This is a genomic window from Mucilaginibacter flavus (genome assembly GCF_030409315.1).
In the GTDB taxonomy this organism is placed as follows: Bacteria; Bacteroidota; Bacteroidia; order Sphingobacteriales; family Sphingobacteriaceae; genus Mucilaginibacter; species Mucilaginibacter flavus.
Genome location: NZ_JAUFPS010000038.1, coordinates 1 through 21,297, shown reverse-complemented (window position 1 = coordinate 21,297; position 21,297 = coordinate 1). Strand labels below are relative to the sequence as shown.

The window sequence follows — 21,297 nt, the reverse complement described above, 5'->3', positions numbered from 1 at the left end:
CAAAATATTAACTAACCCAATCCAAATTACACAACACTACAAACCATTTACCTTTTTTCTTCTCCATAAAAATATCATAGCCTTGGGCTACTACAAGTCCGCCACGTTTTTCAAGGTAGGCGAAAGCCTTAGTTTTATCCGTGTTAAAAAATACCGCCGACATTCTGAACATCCCGGCGTTGAATGAGCCGGTAGGCAACGTTTTTAACTGGTTGAAAAGAGTATAGTTGTAGTTGTAGGAAAAAGCAAGGTTTTTGATTTGAAAGGTACCGGTAGTTTCATGGATATTGATCTGTGGCGACCAGCTATCAACAACCATATTTTTAACCATATCCTTATCACTGCGGTGTACATCTTTTGATTGCTTTTTGAGATAATCATCGGGTAGCCGGATGAGTGTATCGGCAATAACAATAAATATCTTCGCGGTATCCAATTGCGTTTTCAGTAGTGCTATCTTTTCTGTTTCGGATGCCGGGAATTTGTACTTCATCAAATGAGCTTTATACACACTATCCGAAGGCATAATATAATTAAATGCAAGCGTGGTTATGGAGGCCTCGTTAGATGGTACGTATAACTTATTTTCGGATTTAGGTTTCGGCTGTTTACAGGATGTAATAGCCAATAGAAAGCCAATGAATGCGATAGATAGTTTTTTCATTTGCTAAGCTTGTAACTTTTTCTTCAGCTCAATAACGGTAATTTCGGGCCAGATGCCCAACCTGCCGCTGAAGGCCAGGAAACCGAATCCACGGTTTACGTACAGGTAGCGGTCTTTCTCATTAGCAAGGCCTGCCCAGTCAAGGTATCGGTATTTAACCGGGCTCCATCTGAAACCGGGAATCTCAACGCCAAATTGCGCGCCATGGGTATGGCCGGCCAAAGTAAGATGAATAGTTGCCGGATGATAACGCACATGATCTTCCCAATGGGTGGGGTCATGAGAAAGCAGCACCTTAAAAGCATCTTTAGGAACGCCTTGCAGTGCCTTATCCAGATTGCCCACCTGTATAAAACCACGCCCCCAGTTTTGTACACCGATGAGCGAGATTTTTTGACCGTTTTTTTCGATGGTTATATTTTCATCCAGCAGTAATCGGTACCCTAATGTTTTATGGTGTTGTTTAAGTTGATTAAGATTGGCGGCTTTTTCCTGTTCGCTGGTCCATTCTATATAGTCGCCGTAATCATGGTTGCCCAATATGGAGTACTGACCGTATGGCGCTTTGATCGACCCGAATTTTTCGAGGTAAGGTTCAATTTCAAAAGCGGCATTATTTACCAGGTCGCCGGTAAAAACAAACAGGTCGCTTTTTTGCGCTTTCGCTAAATCGATACCTTTTTGTACGCCTGCCATACTATCAAAGCTGCCCGAGTGGATATCAGAAATTTGGGTAATGGTAAAACCATCAAATGCATCGGGTAGATCATCAAAGTAAAGCGTGGTGCGGTGCAGTTTATAATCATACTTACCTTTAAACATGGCATACAAAAAGGAAGAGAAAGGGATAGCGGCAACAAAAACGGCCACCTCACTCACAAATTTTCGCCTGCCAGGGAATGTATGCTCTTTGTTTTTGCCGCTTGCCAGGTTAAATAATCCCACGAAAAATCTTACAATATCGCCCAAAAACAAAACGAGTACGAAAATGAGTTTGGTGATAAAAAAGGTAAGGAATATGCTCAAGATCCATTCGTGATAGGGCTGCATACCATTGGCCGATTTGAAAGCGCTAAAGCCCAGTAATAATAAAGCTGTAACGCCTATGGAAATGATAAGGTAGCTACATAAAACAATACGTTGCCAGCGTTTGGAAGCCCAGCCGGTGCTTAAGGTTTTTAACCCCGAGAAAACGTACCAATCGAAAAGTAAACCGATTGCTGATATAATAAAGAAAATTTTGAGAAGACCGTTACCGTGCATACAATATAGGTATAAGGTATGCAATATAATAAATTAGGGCGCTAAGTAATGGGAGTAAGAGCTGCCTTCAGAAAATTGTTTTTGAAATTGAGGCGGCACCTACGGAGCCAGGCATTTTGTTGTTTTGTGCTATAAACACGTTACTCCTCCGGAGTTTCTCGTCTCATTCGGAATTGCATTTTAGGCTACAGCGTAGCCCCGTGTTTATAGCAAAAATTGTATGGTATTTTGGCTCTGTAGGTGTCTCCTTTCTAAAAGTGACTTCACAATATCCTTTTTTGTCAAATATTTTGCTAAGCACACAAAAGCTGCTATCCCTACAGCTTGTTAAACTTTGTTAAACCGGCCAATCCCCAATAATACAACCAAAACCAGCGGCGTTAAAGCTTCAGAAAACAAGAAAAGTCAAAAAGTTAATCATTTGATTAATTTTTGACTTTTCGCAAACATACATTTAACAGTAAAGGCATATTTTTGAGATAACAATTTTAAACATCAACTACCCATGGCAATATTAACAATTCAAATTCCCGATAACGAGGTACACACACTATCGAGCATAGTGGAGCGTATTGCAGGCAGCATTATTAAAGTAAATGCCGACGAAGACATTCATACCAACGACTGTTTGAAGGCCGAAGACGATATTTTTATAAAAACCAAACTCGCGGCAAGATCATCATTTAACCATTTCTGGAACGACTAATTTGATGCGAAAGGTAGTAGCTGAAAGCCGAAGGCTTAAAGCAAAAAGCCATGAAATATTACACTAAAAAATAAGCGATGTGGTGCAACCACATCGCTTATTTTTTTAGCCTTTAGCCTTNTTTAGCCTTTAGCCTTTAGCCTTTAGCCTTTAGCCTTTAGCCTTTAGCCTTTAGCCTTTAGCCTTTAGCCTTTAGCCTTTAGCCTTTAGCCTACTTATCTTATAACAGTACGTGTTACTACACGTCTGTGTGGGCGATGATAAACATGCCTTACAACTATGGGCCTGCGGTGATAATGGTGATGACGAATTACCACTGCTCTTCGTACCGGATGACGATAGTAATGGCGATGAACCGGCGCGCCAACCCTGGCTTTTACTACTACCTGTGCTTTGGCTCCTTCAAAAGTGAACAAAGCAATAATGGCGATCATTAATATTTTTACAGCTTTCATATATTAAAAGCATTAATTGTGAATAATTACGGTTTCTTGTACCCGTGGTGGCGGAGGCGGTAAACGATGTCTTCTGCGTTCGCGGTATTCAACCGAGCAACTGGTAAAGCCCAAAGCAGCTAAAACAAGCAAAGCTATTGAGCGGGAAATTTGAGTTTTCATAACAAGTTTAACTTTATGTTTTAAATAGATATACAGGTTAAACAGCTATGATGGTTCATGGTTTAATTTTCCCCGGGCTGCGTTAAAATTGTTACAAATGTTATTGCCGGCAACTATTGCTTTTGGGGCGATAATTTGTTGTTGATGAAGAAAAATAAAAAATCAAACACTAAAAAAGCGATCATCACAAAAAAACAATTGATAAGTGCTTTGCCGTATCCCAGTTTATCAACATTCATAAAAGGGTAGGGGTATAAATGTATTGCTGCGCCGCGTGCAAGCGTATAAACAAGGTAAATAAAAGGGAACCATAACCAGGTTAAACCTTGTTGTAGCCTAAGTTTTTGTTTCGGTGTAAAAAACAGCCAGAAAATTATAAACAGCAAAGGGTTTATAAGGTGCATCAACTCGTTAGCTAATTTAAATAAACCCTCCAGATGCTGCAGGCTTCGCAGCACCAAATTATAAACTACCCCAACAATAGTGATATATAAGGTAACCGCCGTGATAACAGAACCCCGTCTGAAAAATGAAACCAAACCCGATTGAGATTGTAACAGCGCCGCTGCAAGTATAATAGCTGCAAGGAGGTTACTTAAAACGGTAAAAAAGCTAAGTAGCTGCACCACGGCACCCACGGCGTTAAAACCGGTTTGCAGGTATACGGGTACAGAGATGCAGAACTGCAGCACAATGGCAAACCAAAATATAACTGCTGTAACTAAGGTGTAGGCTTTAGTCATACTAATTTATTTTAACGTTTATTCACACTATCTAACATAAAGCCAAGGGATTGCTTGTTTTTGCGTACGCCTTCAATAACCCCAATATTGGTTTTGATAAAGGAAATAAGCGTATCGGTTGGCTCGCCCGAGCGGAGTTGCCTGGCCGATTTTACGTTGCGGGTTAGGGCCTGTGCCGATCTGATAATTCCCCAGGGCAATCCCCACCAGCCTAATAAAGCGGTTGTATTGGTTGCGCTTTGGTTGGCATTTTGCAAGCAGTTGGGGCAGGCTATCATCACCTTCTTTTTATACTGTGTTACCAGGATAAAGCTTTTAACAATGCCAATTACAGCCGCGTTTAAAGGCAACAGAGTACCGGCACAAACGGGGCAGGGTTGGCTGCGAATGAGCGACACATAACCATCAAATTCCAGGCTGCCGGTATCAATAAGTTGCGCGCTGATACCGTTGGCGATATCCTCATCTAAACCGCGGCTTTTTATTTCGGCCTGTAAAACTTCAAGCGCTTCGGGACGCAAGCTGGCGGCCTCGTTAATGGCAAGACTACTAAGTTTGTCGTCGCTTAAATTTTTATAAGTTGTTTTGAGTTGTTCAATATCAGGTTGCATGTTATAAATGTAATAAAAGAAACTAATATTGACTTAAAGCGGCTAATAAGCGTAATGCTATCATTAATAAATGAATAAAATGGTTTCGTATTAAATAAATTTATTGTAGTAAATTAACACTATCAGCAACCTGGAGGTTAATATGAACGTACAAATTAGTGAAATGAGGGGTTACGTTAACATACCGAAAACGATATATTGCAAGTTTTGTAAGATATGTGGGGCACGCCCGGTAATTGAACCGGCAGCAGATGGACTATATGTAGTTAAATGTCCAAATGATAACGGACACTATCAAACCAGATCAGGTTTAATAGATATTGAGGATTGGAACCGGAACAATACTGTCAACTTTGTATCCGACCATGATTTAAACCGGCAGGTATCTTTTTAGTAATATTTCTGTGAGTATCTTCATAGTGTTAAACAAACACATATCTTTAAGTTTTTAAACCAAAAACTTAAATGAGCCTTTTATTTATCCAACACCCCCATAAGCCAGGTAAGCTTAAACTCGCGCTATTAATTGCTGCTTTTTTATTACCTGCATTTAGCTTCGCGCAATCGGGCAGTAATGCAACGCCCGTGGTTGATCATATCGCCATCTGCGTAAAAAACCTTAAAAAAAGTGTAGCCTTTTATACCGATGTAATGCACCTTGAAAAAGTTGGCAACCCTTTTGGCGATACTGTTCACCAATGGTATAACCTGGGCAATCATATTAAATTACACGCTATACAAGGCAGCTGCTCTGACACCCACATTAAAGCAGAGCATTTGTGTTTTACAGTAGGATCTGTAAAGGAATTTGCTAAAACACTTGATAAATTGAATATCCCCTACGGTAACTGGAATGGCGATAGTAAAGAACCAACCTTGCGTAAAGATGGTGTGCTGCAACTATATTTCCAGGACCCCGATGGTTACTGGATTGAGATCAACAGCCCGGCACCTAAGAAATAGTTGTTGTTGCTAAGAAAGAGTTGTTGCTAAGAAAGATCGGTTTAATATCGAACACCGAATGTCCAATATCGAATAATGAAAGCAAAAATTGGATATTGGACGTTCGAAATTCATTATTGGATATTTATTCTTGCTTTTTTAGTATTCCAGTTCCTGGCAATGTATGCCGGCATTTAGCAACAAGCGTTCGATGTACCGCGGCGACAGGCCGCTGGCCTCGATACGCAGTATGTTATCGCAATCTTCCAAATCAAAATTCCATTGAAATATTGAGGGGACTTTGGTAAGCAGGGAGGTTACCTTATTTACCTGTCTTTTTTCCTTAACGCTTGTTGTAAATACCAGTATATCCATGGTGGTGAGTGGTTAGTAGTGAGTAGTGAATGGAGAGTGGTGAGCAGGGAGTGATGCCTGTAAATGATGGGCGGTGAGCAATCAATTTTTACTGTAAGGTTAAAAACTCACTACTCACCATTCACCACTCACCAATTAAGATGTTTTTTCTTCCTGGTCGGCAGCAAAATCTTCCCATGGTTTGTAACCAAACCTGCCGCCACGGCCGCGGCCGCCCCAATCGCACATGCGATCTTTCATTTTTGCTTTAAAGTGTTCCTTTTCTTCGGGACTCATGTTTCTGAAACGTTCTTCCATCCGTTTGCGCATCCAGGGTGCACCTTGCTGGGCCCAGCCGGGTTTGCCACCGCCTTTGCCAAAGCCAAACAATATTTTGCATAGTATAAATATGCCCATGGCCTGCCAAAAGGTAATAAGGCCAACGTGTAATATCGCGGGTAATAAATTGTTCCATAATTGCATCACCACAAAACTGATGAGCGACAGGAAGGCGGCTACCGCGAAGGGTATAAATATAAACCGACCTTTATAAAATGCTCTTTTCATTGTCTTTTTAATCTTTTAAATTCTTTTAATATTCTGTTATTTCAAGGTATAACTGTTTAAGCCTTTTGCGCAGGTGCAATACAGCGTAACGCTTGCGCGATACCAGGGTGTTAATGTTTTGCCCCGTTCGTTTAGCTATTTCCTCAAAGGGTACGTCTTCTAACTCCTGCCAAATAAAAACCTGCTTTTGTTCTTCGGGCAGTTCGTCAAGCGCTAAAAATAATTCCTCCCAAAACAGGTTGCGCAAGTATTCGGTTTCGGGCGTACTGGTTTCGGCAAACATGATGCTCCTGAAATCGGTAGCGTCATCTTCATCGTCATCGGTAGTAAGCATATCGTCCAACAGGGTTTCTGTTTTCTTTTTATGCTTATCGGTTATTTTATTTCGGGCCACACGATACAGCCACGCGCTTGTTTGTTCAATAGGCTCTGAATTAATAACCGAACTGAACTGGTACCACACATCCTGCAGAATGTCTTCGGCATCGGCATCGTTGTTTACCCTGCGGCGAATAAAACTCAACAGGCTTTTACCATACTCTTTTATAGTATGTATAATGTGCTTGTTTTTATCTTCGGGCATTACGGCGGTTATCAATTTTTTACTTCTTTAAAGATAAAGACGATTGACGATTGAAAACATTTTAATTTTTTTGAAAAAAGATTTTGGGACTGTTGGACAATGGAGCAAGGACTTTTAGACAAAGGACTGTTGGACTTTTGAGAATTTTTGGAGCAAAGACTTTTGGACAAAAGAGCACGGACGTTTAGACAACGGACTGTTGGGCTTTAGGACTTTTGGGATGAAGGGGGTAAGGATTGAAAACGCCTTAAAATATTTATGCCGATGGCCTCGTTAACCTGTATGAACAGCTTGCTTTTTACCTCCCTCTCCTTTGGAGAGGGCCGGGGTGAGGCTATGAGGCCCTTGTTTAAATTCTAAAATGTGCTTACTTTCAACCCTGAATGATCAACTGCCCGTTTGCCCGTAATATTTTGCCTAAACTACTGTTGCCGGTGTTGCTGGCTGTTGCAAGCGTTGCAAATGCCCAGGAGTTTGGGGGCAATCCGCCATCTATTAAATGGAAGCAGATTAATACACCGGCTGCTAAGGTTATTTTCCCCGCGGGGATGGATTCGGCCGGGAACAGTGTAGCCAATATTGTGCAACAGATGAACGGGTTTATTAAACCAACCATTGGCAATAAGCAAAAACAAATCAGCATAGTACTACAAAATCAAACTACTATTGCTAACGCTTATGTAGGTTTGGCACCTTTCCGTAGCGAATTTTTTTTAACGCCCGAACAAAATAGCTTTGATATTGGTAGTCTGCCATGGCAGCAGCAATTGGCCATTCACGAGTTTAGGCATGTGCAGCAGTACAATAACTTCAATGTTGGCGTCTCGCGCTTTATGCGCATTGTTTTCGGCGAGGGGGGGCAGGCCTTTGCCAATGACCTATCGGTACCCAACTGGTTTTTTGAGGGCGATGCCGTATTTAACGAAACCCATGTAAGCGAGCAGGGGCGTGGCCGGTTACCATATTTCTACAATGGCTACAGGGCTTTGTGGGTAGCCAATAAAGATTATAGCTACATGAAGCTGCGCAACGGATCATACCGCGATTATGTACCAGATCATTATCCGCTGGGCTACATGCTGGTATCCTACGGGAGGGACAAATATGGCGATGATATTTGGCGGAAAATAACCCATGATGCCGCAGGGTTTTATACCGGTTTTTACCCCTTTCAAAACGCGGTAAAAAAATATACAGGTACCAGCTTTAAATCGTTTACCAACCAGGCTTTTGATCATTTTAAAAATCAATTTGCAGATGATCTGCTTAAAGCCTCAACCACAAAAGATATAAAACAGGGCAAACACTTTGATGCAGATAGGGAATACCCCGCTTTTGTGGATGATAGTACGCTTATCTACATGAAAAGTAGCTACGATCATGTACCGGCATTCACCGTTAAAACCGGTAATACAGAGCGCAAGCTTAGCACCCGGTCGTACTCGTTAGATAATTATTTTGATTATCACAAAGGTATGATTGTTTATGCCAGCTATCGCCCGGATTTGCGCTGGGGCTATCGTGATTACAGCGAATTGATGCTGTTAGATGTCAAAACCGGTCAGGAACATCGTATTACACGAAAAGCAAAATACTTTTCGCCGGCTTTTAGGGCCGATGGTAAAAGTATCGTGGCGGTGCAGGTTGGTCCGTCGGGTAAGAGTGATTTGCATATTCTTGATCTGGATGGCAAACTTTTGAAAGCGGTACCTAATCAGCATAAATTATTTTTTACCTACCCTAAGTTTTACGGCGATAATGAGTTGATCACCGCGGTGCGTAATCCCGAAGGTAAAATGACGCTGGTCCTCATTAATATCACCACCGGCGAACCTCAATATTTACTGCCCTTTACCTACAAACCCATTGGCTTTACGGCTTTAAAGGGCGATACCGTTTACTTTACCTCCACAGCCGAAAAACAGGATAGGTTATTTGCTTTGATGATTAGCACTAAGCGCTTCTTTGAATTGCTGCCAACCAGTGGCGATGCCACCATAGGGAGTTATCAACCTGCTTTAAGCGATCATAAGATGGCCTGGGTGGGCTTCACTGCCAACGGCTACAGCATAACCGAGGCTAATAAAAAAGATTTGAAATGGGTTGATGCTACTGATGTTTATACCAATACCAAACTGCCGCTTTTAGGTATCAGCGCTATTGGTAAAGATTCATCTGCCAATATATTGGGCGCTATAGTTGATAAACCGCTGGCTGTTACCAATTATTCAAAAGCGCATGGATTGTTTAACTTCCACAGCCTTATCCCCAATATCAGCGATCCTAATTATTCATTTGCCATCACCGGCGAAAACGTGCTGAATACCTTCCAATCCGAAATCTCCTTTAACTACAACAGTAACGAGGGGTATAAACAGTTTGGTTTTGAGGGTGTTTACGGCGCGCTGTTCCCCTATATCTCTGCCGGTGCCGATTATACTTTAGACAGGCGCGGTTTTACCAAGGGCAACTTTGTTTACTGGAACGAAACCCAGTTGCATGCAGGGTTGGAGGTTCCGCTGGTACTATCGCAAGGGAAAAACTTTACCGGTCTGACTTTCGGTAGCGATCTTTATTTTAACAGTACCAATTTTCAGCAAGCTTACGCCGCTCAATTTGCCGATAAGCGATATACATATCTCAATAATTATATCTCGTTCAGTAATCAAACCCAAAGGGCCAAAAAGAATATTTACGCGCCCTTCGCGCAAAGCATTAGCTTCAATTATAAAACCGCGGTATCGGGTACCAATGCTACCCAATTTTTAGCATCAGGCAATTTTTACTTCCCGGGATTGGTTACCAACCACAGTTTTGTGATTAACCTGGCGCACCAGGAAAAAAGTAAAGATAACGTAATCAGCTACTCTAATGATTTCCCATTCAGCAAAGGATACACTGCCGAAAACCTGGATGTGATGAATAAGGTAGGGGTAAACTACCACTTCCCGATAGCCTATCCCGATGGCGGCTTTGGCAACCTGTTTTACCTGCTACGTCTGCGCGGGGCCGTGTTTTTTGATTATACACATGCTAAAGAAGATAACCTGCTCATCAACGGCAAAAACTTCAACCAAAACTTCCGCTCAGCAGGTGGTACTTTGTATTTTGATACTAAATTCTTCAATCAAAACAGCGTATCATTTGGCGTAAGATACAGCAGATTATTAGATGAAGATATTTTTGGTGGTACAGGCAGGAACAGAATAGAGTTGGTGTTGCCGGTTACGTTTTTTTAGGAGGGGGAGGATTCTACTAATTTATAAAGATCGTCATTGCGAGGTACGAAGCAATCCCCGATTGTACAGAGTGGATTTGCTTAGCCGACCTGCCTCATTGGGGATTGCTTCGTGCCTCGCAATGACGCGTGCTTTTTGGTCTTGATTCTTGACTCTTGACTCTTAATTCTTGCTTCTTTTCAACTATTAGCCAATTCAATCAGCTTCTTCACCCTATCGACGCTTGTTAAATCGGTACTAAACTCATCGCCGGGAACGTCGCTCATTAATATATGGTCGTTTTTGTACAACATTTTACTTGGTACAGGAACGCGGGCAGATGAGTGCACTTCGGTTACGCCGGTAAAGTGTACAAGGTCGGCAACGTTGGCTTCGCTTACACCTGCGCCGGGCATTATGCTAATGCGACCGGCAGCTTTTTCAACCAGGTGGTTTAAAACGGTAGCACCTTCCATAGCGGTACTTTTACCACCCGAAGTAAGGATACGGTCGCAGCCTATTTCTATGATGTCTTCCAGGGCCTGGTAAAGATCTTCGCACATATCAAAAGCGCGGTGAAAGGTTACCTTAAGGCCCCATTGTTTTGCAAGGCGTACCATTTCAAGGCAGCGGGGTTTATCTATAGTACCATCGGCATTAAGGATGCCTATAACTACGCCATCGCAGCCGGCTTCAATGCAGTAACGGATATCGGCCAGCATAACCTGGTATTCCAGGTCGCTGTATAAAAAATCGCCCGCGCGGGAGCGGATGAGTACAAAAAGTTGAATATGTAGCAGGCTGCGTGCCAACAGGATTTGTCCGTGCGATGGAGTGGTGCCGCCTTCTTTCAGGTTTTCGCAAAGCTCAACCCTCACCGCTCCGCCATCCTGCGCCGCCACGGCGGATGTAACCGAGTTAGCGCAAACTTCAAGCGAAACCTGTTTAGGATGGCCGGTTGTTTTAATGGTATCTTTTGGAGTCATAGTATCATCGAGGTCATTTCGCTTCGCTGTCATTGGTCATTTCGCTTCGCTGTCATTGGTCATTTCGCTGCGCTGTCATTGGTCATCCGCTTCGCTGTCATTAGTCATTGGGGTTGAATGCCAACTGCAAACTAATAACTGCCAACTGCTATTGCGCCGGGTAATGGCTTTTTCCTTTAATTAATAAATCCTGCGTTTGAGCGTTGGCAACCGCGAAGCTAAAGCCCGATTGTATGGCATAAGCGCCGTATTCGCCTTTTTTGTTGATGGCTAAAAAGCCAACCTGGATATTTTTGGCAGTTTCGGGTTTCTTTTTGATGATGCGGTTTACAGCTTCTTTACAGGCATCCTCGGGCGATAGGCCCTGGCGCATCAGTTCAACCACTAAAAAGCTACCCACGTTACGGATCACTTCTTCGCCCACACCGGTTGAAGTAGCGCCACCAACTTCATTATCTACATACAAACCCGCACCAATAATCGGACTATCGCCCACACGACCGTGCATTTTAAATGCCATGCCGCTGGTGGTACAACCGCCGGATATATTGCCTTTGGCATCAATGGCCAGCATGCCTATGGTATCGTGGTTGTATTTGCCTCCGGGGCGGTTGCTGCCGTTTTCAACGTTCATTACAGGACTGTACTTGGCTGTTTTTAACCATTCTTTCCAGGCCTTTTCTGCTTTAGGGGTTAACAGCTTTTCTTTTTTCATACCCTGTTCAACAGCAAACTGGGTTGCGCCTTCGCCAACCAGCATCACGTGAGGGGTTCTTTCCATCACCATGCGAGCTACCGAAATAGGGTGGGCTATGTTTTCCATCGCAGCTACCGATCCGCAGTTACCAAATTCATCCATAATGCAGGAGTCGAGGGTAACGTGACCGTCACGGTCGGGCGTGCCTGTACGACCAACGGTGCCATTGGTAATGTCCAATTCTTCGGGTACACGTGCGCCGGCTTCAATGGCATCCAGCGCGCGACCACCTTTTGAAAGTGTTTTCCAGGCTTCTTTGTTGGCGTAAATGCCAAAATCCCAGGTGGAGATCACTATTGGATAATTAGCCTCGGGTTGTAATTCAACCGTTTTGGCTATGGCTGATTTTGAGAGCGCTGCAAGTGATGCACCTGCGGCAGAAATTTTGATGAACTTACGGCGGTTATACATACCGCTAATATAATCTAAATCGGTAAAACAATAGGATTTTGTAGCCCTTTTGATACAATATGGTTATTACTACTCAAAATCCTGCTGACAATTAAAGCAATGCCAGGCCTTGTTATTATAAAACGGAAATACTGCCGATAGGATACTTGCAAATTTACCAGGATCGGTACTGCCTACGTTAGTTGATGCGCAAAACGGACAGATTACGGCGTTATTGGTTTCTTCATCTATTTCTACATGGTCCAGGTTGTGCATGTCGCCTTCTTCGGCCATAATCTGGCGGCAGCGTTCCAGGTCGCGTTCAAATATCATGAGTTTAATGCCGCCAATCGCCTGGTTATAAATGGGGTTTGCGGCCAGGGTGTTCTCGTCCGAGATAAAGCAGGGGATGCCATTGTCTTCCAGTTTGGTGCGTACAATGTGTGCCAGCATTACATCGTAATAGTTTTCAAAAACGATGATCTTTTCTTCGGATTGGTTTGCCATGGTAGTAAATGTAATTATGTTAACAAAGGTAGCCCGTTTTTTGTTTAATTTGACACCATGAACCGCATCGACCGTATTTCGGCTATTTTAATCCAGTTACAATCGCGCAGGGTGGTAAAGGCCGGTGATATCGCCGAGCGTTTCAACATCAGCCTGCGTACCGTTTACCGCGATATCAAAACGCTGGAAGAAGCCGGTATCCCCCTTATTGGCGAGGCCGGGGTCGGTTACTCTATTATGGATGGCTACCGCCTTCCGCCAGTAATGTTTACCCGCGAGGAAGCTACTGCCTTTTTAACCGCCGAGAAGTTTGTTGAAAAACTAACAGACTCCACCACCATGGAGCAATATCAATCGGCCATGTACAAGGTGAGGGCGATACTTAAAACTACGGAGAAAGACGCGCTTGAAAACCTGGATGGCAGCATCGAAGTGATGAAAAGCGCCAAAATGAAACAGGGCGGCGGTGCAAACCATATTCAAACCATTTTGGATAGTATTGTTCACAAACACGTTGTTTGCATTGAATACTTTGCGGGCCACAGCCAGGAAAACACGCGGCGCGATGTAGAGCCGGTAGGCGTGGTGTTTTTAGATACCTTTTGGCACCTGATCGCTTTTTGTCGCCTGCGTAATGACTACCGCGATTTCCGGATAGACCGGATCAGCAAACTTACGGTAACCGATAAAACTTATAACAACAGCAAGCACCCCACCTTAAAGGCTTATATCGCCCAAACTGTCAAAGAAAAGCCTTTGGAAATGGTGGTAATTAAAGTTGAAAAAGAGGTTCACTGCCACCTGGATTATCAGAAATACTATAGCGGTTTTGTATCAGAAAAACACGTAGGCAGCAAAATTGAAATGACCTTTTTAACCTCATCCATTGAGCACTTTGCCCGTTGGTATATGATGTTTGGCGATAAAGCCGAGATTATAAAGCCCGAAATGTTGAAAGACAAGGTAGGCGAAATTGCCGCAGCCATAGCGCAAAAAAATTTACAACTCAGCAATTCCTACTGACATACTGCTGTCACTCGCCCGTGATTTCTTTGCAATACAATTAAAACAAGCCACCAGTATTGGTCACGTTTTTGTTGTAATTAATCATTAGCAAAGAAATTATGAAGTACTGGATAACCGTAGTATCAAAAGATCATATAGCCCGCGGCATAGCAGGCAGCTTTATACAAGCTAATCATGGCAAACCTGGTCCGCTCAAGCGCATGCAGCCCGGCGACTGGGTGATCAACTATTCGCCTAAACAAAGTATGAATGGCAGCGAGCCATTGCAGGCTTTTACCGCTATTGGACAGGTGGCTCATGATGGCATCTATCAGCATAAAATGAGTGATGATTTTATGCCTTATCGTCGTAAAGTAAACTATTGCCCCTGTACCGAAACACCGATAATACCACTGGTGGATGAACTGAGCTTTATCGTCAACAAAAAATCATGGGGTATCCTTTCCGGTTCGGCTTTTTTGAATTACCGGAGGCGGATTTTGAGGCGATAAAGGGGCGGATGCTGGTAGGGGAGACAGTTTAATAAAAAAAATATAAAGCCCGCGTCATTCCGAACTTGTTTCGGGACCTCACAGGACAGGTAGCCGGCGCGCTGGAAAACATAGTAAGTGGGTGCTGAAACGAGTTCTGCATCACTGTGGGGAGGCAATTAAAAATCAAAACAACTAACTACATTATGGAAAAGCTAACAGTACACGTACAAATTAAATTTAAAGCCCCGGCGGCAAAAGTTTGGCAGGGTCTTACCGATCCGGAAATGGTAAAAGCCTACTTTTTTGGCACCAATTTAGAATCGACCTGGAGGGTAGGGGAGCCCATTAAATTCAGCGGCGAATGGGATGGACATAAGTATGAAGACAAGGGTATTATTCTGGAAATCGATCCGGGTAAGTTTGTAACCTACAGTTATTGGAGTAGTATGAGCGGCACCGAAGATAAGCCAGAAAACTACGCCAACATCAGCTATGACCTGGATGAAAGAGACGACGAAACCACCCTTACCATTACCCAGGACAACGTAAAAAGCCAGGACGCCAAAGAGCACTCCGAACAAAATTGGAAAGGAATGTTTGAGGGATTGAGAAAGATGATAGAATAGATGTGCAGATTTCAAATGTGCAGATTTCAAATGTGCAAATTCCAGATGTGCAGATATGCAAATGATTTTTTGATTTGAGGTAGGTAGCATTTTATTTGCACATCTGAAATCCACATATCTGCACATTCGCCCTTTCATCTGCACATCTGAAATCTGCATATCTGCACATCTAAGGACTGCGCATCAATTTGCTCATTAAATAATTCTACCAATAGGCTGATATTTATCTTGATAGCAGTCGTTATAACTAATAGTGGTAGTGTCTCAGTTTGAAATAAATGGGGATTAATTTGTTGTAAAGAAATTTCTGTGTTGGTAAAAAGTGTGTTGAAATGTTTAGTTGCTTTGTATTGGCATAATAGAGCCGTACAGAGCAATGGGAAACAACACGGTTAAAAAAGACAATGAAACAGGGAAATATTACATTGATCTGCCAAATGATTATAATCCAAACTCTGTAAATATTAAATTGGTAACGGATACGGATAAGATTAATAGGTTAAATTCCTTGGCGGAGTGTGCAGAAAAACGCGGCCATCTTTATTATGCCCTACAGTCCAATAATTAACTTCTTTTAATTTAACCCATCCTAATGGCTCGTAATCAAAAATGGTTTTGTTTGTTTCAAAATTGATACGGTTATTATCAGCGGTTAAAATGTTAAGGGTGATAAGTTTGGATACTTTATTTTCAATTAATGTAATTGTAATGGTATCCCCAAGTGTTTTTATTAAATCAACCTGAAATACTTCGGGAACAACAAAAATTAGCAAATGGGATGCATCAGGCTGTGTAGATACCAAAACGTCTTGAAGTGTAATATTTAATTGTGACATAAGTTTGTGATGTTTTTAGGTTTACAATTTAAACGTTAAAACCCATACCAACAAAAAAGGCTGAAATTAACCAGCCAGTCTAACAATGTCCTCAATACTCATAGGCTCTTTTACTATTTTAGCCTCCATAGCGGGTGTTACCCTTAGTGTCTTGTGTATCTTAACGAAGTTGTAATAAACGAAATGTAAAGCTATAGCGTGGCAATGGTTATCCATTTTCTTACTAAAGGCATTTGTTAGCCTTGTAAATCTACGCATGTGCATACGCATAGTTAAGTTTTGACGCTCTACCATTGATGTGCTAACAAGTTCCGATTTAGGATCACCAGTAACATATATCTTTTCTGTACTCTTTACCGTTGGTGGGCTGTATTTAGCCTCTGTAGTGCGTTCAAACGCTTGTTGGTAACGCTTAGCGCCTTTAGGGTTATCACTCTCGTAATTCTTTATAATCTGGGCAAAATCAACCTTATCTCCAAAGTTGTTTTTAACCGCATCCCTGTACGTTTTAAGGCCGTCTGTACTTAGTTGTACCCTGTTGTTTAACCTGCTCTTTAAATCCCTCATAAAGTCGTGTGCGCTTGTTGCATCCCTCGGGCCTACATAGAATGATACGATTAGTTTAGAGTCTGGATCTAATGCAGTCCACGTCCAAATATCCCCCGCTTGCCCTTTAACAATATCACTATTCATAATGTCATCAACATTACTCTGTTTAGCGTAAACAAACGACCAAATTTCATCACATTGAATAAGCTTAGAATTTAAGCTATGTACTGTTTCGTCGTGGAATGCTTGACAGGATTTACCCACATCAACCAATAGTTTAGTAACCGTGTTGATACTGCAATCAACTAAACGAGAGGTTGCACGTAAACTCATGCCCTCAACTAAACAGCCAATTATCTGTACTTTCTTTGCGATAGGTAATTTGTTCATGCCTCAAATATAATGATTTATATTAATTGTCAAGCATAAAAATCATTTTGAATAAATTATTTGATTTGGCAATCAAAATATAATAGATTTGACTAATTAAATTAATTAGTTATGATAGATATATTAACAAAAATAGATCATACAAAATTAGAACTTGATGTATCGGCATTAATTGGTACAGGTATAGAAAATATACCTATTGATGTTCATAAACAAATGTTGAACGATATGGAATCAAGCCCAAACGAAGCTGATGAAATATTCCTTGCTATCTTTAAGAAGTACAATTGAGTCTTTATTTCTTTCTGTAACATAATATAACCCCTCTTTAAACCGGAATGTAACACCGTTGTTTTCTTCTTTAAATATCACATAAAACTCATTCCCAATACATTCTTTATATGCATTTAACTCTATGAGAGTTGCTAAAAATTGGTTTTCAACTCCAATTTTAGGCAAGGATATTAAACTCTTTTGCCAACGATAAGTTTTGTTTGTAATGTCTGTAAATACAAATCCTGTATTAGGTTCATCTAAATTAAGCTCAATAAGTGTCATGTATTTTGATTTTTGGTTACAATTTACTGGAATAAATCCTACATTAGGCACGTATTAAAAATATTGTACTAATAATCGGAGTGCTACCCAAATTCTCACAATTAGCATGCACGCATCCGAGGTATAAGTACGCTGTTAAGGCGTGGCTGTATCTTTATGCGTGTGTGGCCGTGAGAAGCCCGGGTAGCTAAGGATAATAACAGTCACGCTTATTTTTTACCCAAATTCTCACATAATGAAATTTACTACCATTATCATGATTGTTGTTCTAACAATCAGTAGCCACGCTTTAAGCGCCCAAAAGAAAAGGAGTAATGATATCTATTTATTGGCTTCACAAGTAATTAAAGAAGCCAATAACGGTAATACTGACATTTCAATTTCAATAGCAGATAACATAATTAAGAAATACCCCAATAATTACATAGGATATTATGTTAAAGCCTATGGTATGTTCCATATACCGGGAAAAATGCAAGACGGATTAATAGACAACCTTAATAAATGTTTAGAATTAAACCCTAAATATGCTCCGGCGTATAGCCTACGAGGTATTTTATCACCTCCCGACAACATTTCACAAAAGATAAGTGATTATACCTTAGCCGTCAAATACGGAACAGATAAAAAAGAAATAGCAGATGATTATGCAAAATTAGCCTCTTTAAAAATGGAAGCATTAGATTTAAATGGTGCCTTAGATGCAGCTAATAAATGTTTAACATTAGATAAAAGTAATTATGAAGGATATCGAAACAGGGGACAAATATATATTGAGTTAAAAAATTACTATAGTGCGTTAAGTGATTTAGATAACTCAATAAGTATTTATCCCGATGATGCATTTTGTTATCTATATAGGGGGATAGCAAAAGCTAATATGAACAATACAGAAAGTGCATGCAAAGATTTTGAACGAGCAAGGTTATTAATTCAATCAAGACAGTTTGATGAAACAATAGAGAAATACTGCAAATGAAAATCTTAATTTTAAATAATAGCAACCTTTAAAAAAGAAAATCCCCGCTTGTTTAAAGCAGGGATTTTTTATATTTGAAATGGGAGAGAATTCCAACCTTTCTCCCCACCCGATGGAGTCCAAATCCAGTTGGGTAGACAGCCGGTCAACAGAGGATTGTTGATCGGCTATTTTCACTTCCTTTGCGCACTACAAAGATAAATATTTTTATTTACTCTTTACCCCAGCGTTTAGTTGCCGCCTTTTGTGCAATCTCTTTACGCCTTTCAGGGCTTAAACTTGCTGCCCTGGCTTTACCGCCTTTTAAACCACCGGCCCGGCCCAATGTAACCGCTGCTTCATTCTTTGGCCTATCTTCATTAGTTATTTGCTCTAATATGAAGTAGGCTACTTCGTTTATGTCTTTCTTTGCCATAATTCAAAGGTAAACATAACCGCTCAAGCATAGTTTTATAACCATTTTCAAACTGAGACACTACCCTAATAGTAATACACATAAACAACATGGAAAATATACATAGCAAAGGCTTTTTTTTACAAGGCATATCGGTACGAACGACAAATGAAAACGGACAGGCGGCCAAAGATATTGGCGAGCTTTGGGGACGCTTTATGGCCGATAACGTACAGGAAAAAATTGAAGACCGCATAACCGATTCGGTCTACTGTATCTACACCGATTATGAAAGTGATCATACAGGGCCATATACAGCCGTTTTAGGCCATCCAGTGAGTTCGATGGATAACATGCCTGCCGGATTGATTGGTGTTGCTGTGCCCGCTTCTGAATACGTACGGTACATCGCCAGCGGTCGCCTGCCTGACTGTGTAGGCGAAGCCTGGCAAGAGATCTGGAATACGCCGCTTAACAGAACTTACAAAGCCGACTTTGACGTATGGGGACCAAAAGCACAAAACCCCGAAAATGCTGAAGTGGATATTTATGTTGGCGTGATGTAAAAAAAGTTCGCAAATGTGATGACGCAGGGTATTCTAAACGCCTGGTATAAAAAAGTGTAGACAAAAAAGGTCGAAAGACTCTCGCAGTATTTCGACCCTACATCTACCTATGAAAAACAACCCTATGAGAAGGGTAATAAGGTATATTCAATTGTAATGCCAAATGCCCAAACCGCTTAAATTAGCCTAAAAGGCCTTTTTTTTGCTTCGGTACCGTTCCCGGTTGTGGAAGTATTTGCAATGGGTGGGTAAATAAGGTGGTATTTTGGGGTGAGGAGGGGCTTTTATAAGCGAGGGAATTTGGCATCAGGCGAAAGACTTACGAAGTTTTTAAAACTTCGTAAGTCTGGTATCTACGCCATGTTTGTTGCAATTCTATACTCTTAATTCCCTACAGAAATTTCTGTATTTGTAAAATTAAAAATCCATTACCGGTTAAAATTCAATCGCTTGCCGGCTTTACCTTCAATTAAACTTCCATTGGCGTAGGCCACATTGCCCGATACGATAGTATACACCACTTTAGACCGGAAGGTAGTTCCTTCAAACGGACTCCAGCCGCATTTGTATAAAATATTGCTGCGGTTTACATTCCAGGGCTGGTTTAAATCAACCAAAACAAGGTCGGCCCAATAGCCTTCGCGGATAAAGCCACGCTTGTCAATCTGGAAACAGGTGGCCACGTTATGGGCCGCTTTTTCGGCAATCTGTTCAATGCTTATTTTGCCATGGTGGTGCAGTTCTAACAAGGCGGGCAGGGAGTGTTGTACCAATGGTCCGCCAGATGGGGCCTGCAGGTAGGGTTGCTCTTTTTCGGCCAAAGTATGTGGCGCATGGTCGGTAGCGATCACATCAATTTTGCCATCTAAAACGGCGGCTAAAACGGCGTCGCGGTCACTCTCTTTTTTTACGGCCGGGTTCCATTTTATGAAGTTGCCTTTGGTGTCGTAATCAGCATCGGTAAACCACAGGTGGTGCACGCAGGCTTCGGCGGTGATACGTTTATCTTTTAGCGGCGTTACATTATCAAACAGGTGTGTTTCAAGCGCGGTAGAGATATGTAAAATATGCAAACGGCTATTGTGTTTTTTGGCCAGCTCAACCGCTAATGACGATGACAGGTAACAAGCTTCGGCACTCCTGATTTTTGGGTGCAGCTGTATCGGGATGTTTTCGCCCAGGAGTTGTTTGTAATGGTTAAGGTTGCTTTTAATGGTAGCCTCATCCTCGCAATGCACCGCGATCAACATAGGCGAATTGGCAAACAAATTATCCAGCGTGGTAGGATTATCTACCAGCATATTACCGGTTGATGAACCCATAAAAACCTTAACACCGCAAACGTTGGTTATATCGGTACGTAAAACCTCATCCAGGTTATTATTTGAAGCCCCCATAAAAAAGGAATAGTTGGCTAACGAGTTGCGGGATGCAATAGCATATTTATCCGCTAACAACTCCTGGGTTAAGGTATTGGGCACGGTGTTGGGCATCTCCATAAAAGAGGTGATACCTCCGGCTACCGCGGCGCGCGATTCTGAATGAATATCGGCTTTGTAAGTAAGACCCGGCTCGCGAAAATGCACCTGGTCGTCGATTAAACCGGGCAGCAGGTGCAGGCCTTCGGCATTGATGGTTTCATCGGCGTGGGCATCTATATTGGCATCAATGCGTTCTATTAATCCATCTTTGATCAATACATCGGCAATAAATTGCTTGTTTTCGTTTACTACAGTTGCTGATTTAATGAGGATAGTTGACATATTTTGATTTCGGATTTTTAAGAGTTATAAGTTTTCAGCGGCCTTAAAGAGGGCTTCGCCGTTTGGGATGTTCGATTTGGGATTTAACGATTGAGGGCAAAGTTAAACGTTTGTACTGATGTTTGCAGAGTCTATAACATTCCTGTTAGCGATGGGTTTAAAACCTTGAGTGTTCGAAACCTTATAAGTGGATTTTTATTTTTATTTTCGGTGTTTGTTCACATTTTAT

At 41.7% G+C, this 21,297-nt stretch carries 25 protein-coding genes; 9 read left to right on the top strand and 16 right to left on the bottom strand.

The window, feature by feature from the left end; all coding sequences use genetic code 11:
- Nucleotides 1-7 precede the first annotated feature (7 nt).
- Both QWZ17_RS17730 and QWZ17_RS17725 read right to left on the bottom strand, forming a co-directional pair.
- Complete coding sequence (locus tag QWZ17_RS17730) at nucleotides 8-664, bottom strand: hypothetical protein (RefSeq protein WP_290306627.1); 657 nt, start codon at nucleotides 662-664, stop codon at nucleotides 8-10.
- A 3-nt stretch (nucleotides 665-667) separates the two neighbouring features.
- Complete coding sequence (locus QWZ17_RS17725; protein ID WP_290306626.1) at nucleotides 668-1,927, bottom strand: metallophosphoesterase; 1,260 nt, start codon at nucleotides 1,925-1,927, stop codon at nucleotides 668-670.
- Nucleotides 1,928-2,432: 505 nt separating this feature from the next.
- Between QWZ17_RS17725 and QWZ17_RS17720 the strand changes: the two genes are divergently transcribed.
- Nucleotides 2,433-2,633 (top strand): hypothetical protein, encoded by a 201-nt coding sequence (locus QWZ17_RS17720; protein ID WP_290306625.1) that lies wholly within the window; start codon nucleotides 2,433-2,435, stop codon nucleotides 2,631-2,633.
- 232 nt (nucleotides 2,634-2,865) lie between these two features.
- Complete coding sequence (locus QWZ17_RS17715) at nucleotides 2,866-3,045, top strand: hypothetical protein (protein ID WP_290306624.1); 180 nt, start codon at nucleotides 2,866-2,868, stop codon at nucleotides 3,043-3,045.
- 55 nt (nucleotides 3,046-3,100) lie between these two features.
- Here QWZ17_RS17715 and QWZ17_RS17710 read toward each other — a convergent pair whose 3' ends face one another.
- From QWZ17_RS17710 to QWZ17_RS17700, 3 genes are all read right to left on the bottom strand, one after another.
- The gene (locus QWZ17_RS17710; protein WP_290306623.1) at nucleotides 3,101-3,250 is read right to left on the bottom strand and encodes a hypothetical protein; all 150 of its coding nucleotides are present in this window, start codon (nucleotides 3,248-3,250) and stop codon (nucleotides 3,101-3,103) included.
- A 113-nt stretch (nucleotides 3,251-3,363) separates the two neighbouring features.
- On the bottom strand, nucleotides 3,364-3,993 hold the full coding sequence (locus tag QWZ17_RS17705; protein WP_290306622.1) for a Pr6Pr family membrane protein: 630 nt from the start codon (nucleotides 3,991-3,993) through the stop codon (nucleotides 3,364-3,366).
- A gap of 11 nt (nucleotides 3,994-4,004) precedes the next feature.
- On the bottom strand, nucleotides 4,005-4,604 hold the full coding sequence (locus QWZ17_RS17700) for a hypothetical protein (RefSeq protein ID WP_290306621.1): 600 nt from the start codon (nucleotides 4,602-4,604) through the stop codon (nucleotides 4,005-4,007).
- Between the two features lie 465 nt (nucleotides 4,605-5,069).
- On the opposite strand from QWZ17_RS17700, the gene QWZ17_RS17695 reads away from it, so the two are divergent.
- Nucleotides 5,070-5,567 carry a VOC family protein gene (locus QWZ17_RS17695; protein ID WP_290306620.1) on the top strand — a complete coding sequence of 166 codons (498 nt, stop codon included), beginning with the start codon at nucleotides 5,070-5,072 and terminating at the stop codon, nucleotides 5,565-5,567.
- 138 nt (nucleotides 5,568-5,705) lie between these two features.
- Here the strand turns inward: QWZ17_RS17695 and QWZ17_RS17690 are convergent, their stop codons facing one another.
- The 3 genes from QWZ17_RS17690 to QWZ17_RS17680 all read right to left on the bottom strand — a co-directional run bounded on the left by QWZ17_RS17690 (nucleotide 5,706) and on the right by QWZ17_RS17680 (nucleotide 7,065).
- On the bottom strand, nucleotides 5,706-5,921 hold the full coding sequence (locus QWZ17_RS17690; protein ID WP_290306619.1) for a hypothetical protein: 216 nt from the start codon (nucleotides 5,919-5,921) through the stop codon (nucleotides 5,706-5,708).
- A 135-nt stretch (nucleotides 5,922-6,056) separates the two neighbouring features.
- Entirely contained in the window at nucleotides 6,057-6,467 is a 411-nt protein-coding gene (locus QWZ17_RS17685) for a hypothetical protein (protein WP_290306618.1), read from the bottom strand.
- 25 nt (nucleotides 6,468-6,492) lie between these two features.
- Complete coding sequence (locus QWZ17_RS17680; protein WP_290306617.1) at nucleotides 6,493-7,065, bottom strand: RNA polymerase sigma factor; 573 nt, start codon at nucleotides 7,063-7,065, stop codon at nucleotides 6,493-6,495.
- A 368-nt stretch (nucleotides 7,066-7,433) separates the two neighbouring features.
- Here QWZ17_RS17680 and QWZ17_RS17675 point away from each other — a divergent pair, with 368 nt between their 5' ends.
- A complete protein-coding gene (locus QWZ17_RS17675; RefSeq protein ID WP_290306616.1) occupies nucleotides 7,434-10,289 on the top strand; it encodes a TolB family protein in 2,856 nt (951 codons plus the stop codon).
- 179 nt (nucleotides 10,290-10,468) lie between these two features.
- On the opposite strand, the gene QWZ17_RS17670 is transcribed toward QWZ17_RS17675, so the two are convergent.
- The 3 genes from QWZ17_RS17670 to QWZ17_RS17660 all read right to left on the bottom strand — a co-directional run bounded on the left by QWZ17_RS17670 (nucleotide 10,469) and on the right by QWZ17_RS17660 (nucleotide 12,908).
- Nucleotides 10,469-11,287, bottom strand: coding sequence for a copper homeostasis protein CutC (locus QWZ17_RS17670; RefSeq protein ID WP_290306615.1), 819 nt, complete (start codon nucleotides 11,285-11,287; stop codon nucleotides 10,469-10,471).
- 115 nt (nucleotides 11,288-11,402) lie between these two features.
- Nucleotides 11,403-12,422 carry a glycosylasparaginase gene (locus QWZ17_RS17665; protein WP_290306614.1) on the bottom strand — a complete coding sequence of 340 codons (1,020 nt, stop codon included), beginning with the start codon at nucleotides 12,420-12,422 and terminating at the stop codon, nucleotides 11,403-11,405.
- A 69-nt stretch (nucleotides 12,423-12,491) separates the two neighbouring features.
- Nucleotides 12,492-12,908, bottom strand: coding sequence for a putative signal transducing protein (locus QWZ17_RS17660; RefSeq protein ID WP_290306613.1), 417 nt, complete (start codon nucleotides 12,906-12,908; stop codon nucleotides 12,492-12,494).
- A gap of 57 nt (nucleotides 12,909-12,965) precedes the next feature.
- On the opposite strand from QWZ17_RS17660, the gene QWZ17_RS17655 reads away from it, so the two are divergent.
- The 3 genes from QWZ17_RS17655 to QWZ17_RS17645 all read left to right on the top strand — a co-directional run bounded on the left by QWZ17_RS17655 (nucleotide 12,966) and on the right by QWZ17_RS17645 (nucleotide 15,033).
- The gene (locus tag QWZ17_RS17655; RefSeq protein ID WP_290306612.1) at nucleotides 12,966-13,931 is read left to right on the top strand and encodes a helix-turn-helix transcriptional regulator; all 966 of its coding nucleotides are present in this window, start codon (nucleotides 12,966-12,968) and stop codon (nucleotides 13,929-13,931) included.
- Between the two features lie 101 nt (nucleotides 13,932-14,032).
- Nucleotides 14,033-14,425: an EVE domain-containing protein gene (locus QWZ17_RS17650; protein ID WP_290306611.1), complete on the top strand. Its 393-nt coding sequence runs from the start codon at nucleotides 14,033-14,035 to the stop codon at nucleotides 14,423-14,425.
- A gap of 185 nt (nucleotides 14,426-14,610) precedes the next feature.
- The gene (locus QWZ17_RS17645) at nucleotides 14,611-15,033 is read left to right on the top strand and encodes an SRPBCC family protein (RefSeq protein WP_290306610.1); all 423 of its coding nucleotides are present in this window, start codon (nucleotides 14,611-14,613) and stop codon (nucleotides 15,031-15,033) included.
- Nucleotides 15,034-15,524: 491 nt separating this feature from the next.
- Here QWZ17_RS17645 and QWZ17_RS17640 read toward each other — a convergent pair whose 3' ends face one another.
- From QWZ17_RS17640 to QWZ17_RS17630, 3 genes are all read right to left on the bottom strand, one after another.
- The gene (locus QWZ17_RS17640; RefSeq protein ID WP_290306609.1) at nucleotides 15,525-15,869 is read right to left on the bottom strand and encodes a hypothetical protein; all 345 of its coding nucleotides are present in this window, start codon (nucleotides 15,867-15,869) and stop codon (nucleotides 15,525-15,527) included.
- A 66-nt stretch (nucleotides 15,870-15,935) separates the two neighbouring features.
- A complete protein-coding gene (locus QWZ17_RS17635; protein ID WP_290306608.1) occupies nucleotides 15,936-16,808 on the bottom strand; it encodes an IS1 family transposase in 873 nt (290 codons plus the stop codon).
- Between the two features lie 234 nt (nucleotides 16,809-17,042).
- Entirely contained in the window at nucleotides 17,043-17,366 is a 324-nt protein-coding gene (locus QWZ17_RS17630) for a hypothetical protein (RefSeq protein WP_290306607.1), read from the bottom strand.
- Nucleotides 17,367-17,601: 235 nt separating this feature from the next.
- On the opposite strand from QWZ17_RS17630, the gene QWZ17_RS17625 reads away from it, so the two are divergent.
- The gene (locus tag QWZ17_RS17625) at nucleotides 17,602-18,345 is read left to right on the top strand and encodes a tetratricopeptide repeat protein (RefSeq protein WP_290306606.1); all 744 of its coding nucleotides are present in this window, start codon (nucleotides 17,602-17,604) and stop codon (nucleotides 18,343-18,345) included.
- Between the two features lie 211 nt (nucleotides 18,346-18,556).
- On the opposite strand, the gene QWZ17_RS17620 is transcribed toward QWZ17_RS17625, so the two are convergent.
- Nucleotides 18,557-18,760 carry a hypothetical protein gene (locus tag QWZ17_RS17620; RefSeq protein ID WP_290306605.1) on the bottom strand — a complete coding sequence of 68 codons (204 nt, stop codon included), beginning with the start codon at nucleotides 18,758-18,760 and terminating at the stop codon, nucleotides 18,557-18,559.
- 89 nt (nucleotides 18,761-18,849) lie between these two features.
- Between QWZ17_RS17620 and QWZ17_RS17615 the strand changes: the two genes are divergently transcribed.
- Complete coding sequence (locus QWZ17_RS17615; RefSeq protein WP_290306604.1) at nucleotides 18,850-19,305, top strand: GyrI-like domain-containing protein; 456 nt, start codon at nucleotides 18,850-18,852, stop codon at nucleotides 19,303-19,305.
- Nucleotides 19,306-19,733: 428 nt separating this feature from the next.
- On the opposite strand, the gene QWZ17_RS17610 is transcribed toward QWZ17_RS17615, so the two are convergent.
- Nucleotides 19,734-21,068, bottom strand: a complete 1,335-nt coding sequence (locus QWZ17_RS17610; protein WP_290306603.1) for a dihydroorotase — start codon at nucleotides 21,066-21,068, stop codon at nucleotides 19,734-19,736.
- Between the last annotated feature and the right edge of the window lie 229 nt (nucleotides 21,069-21,297).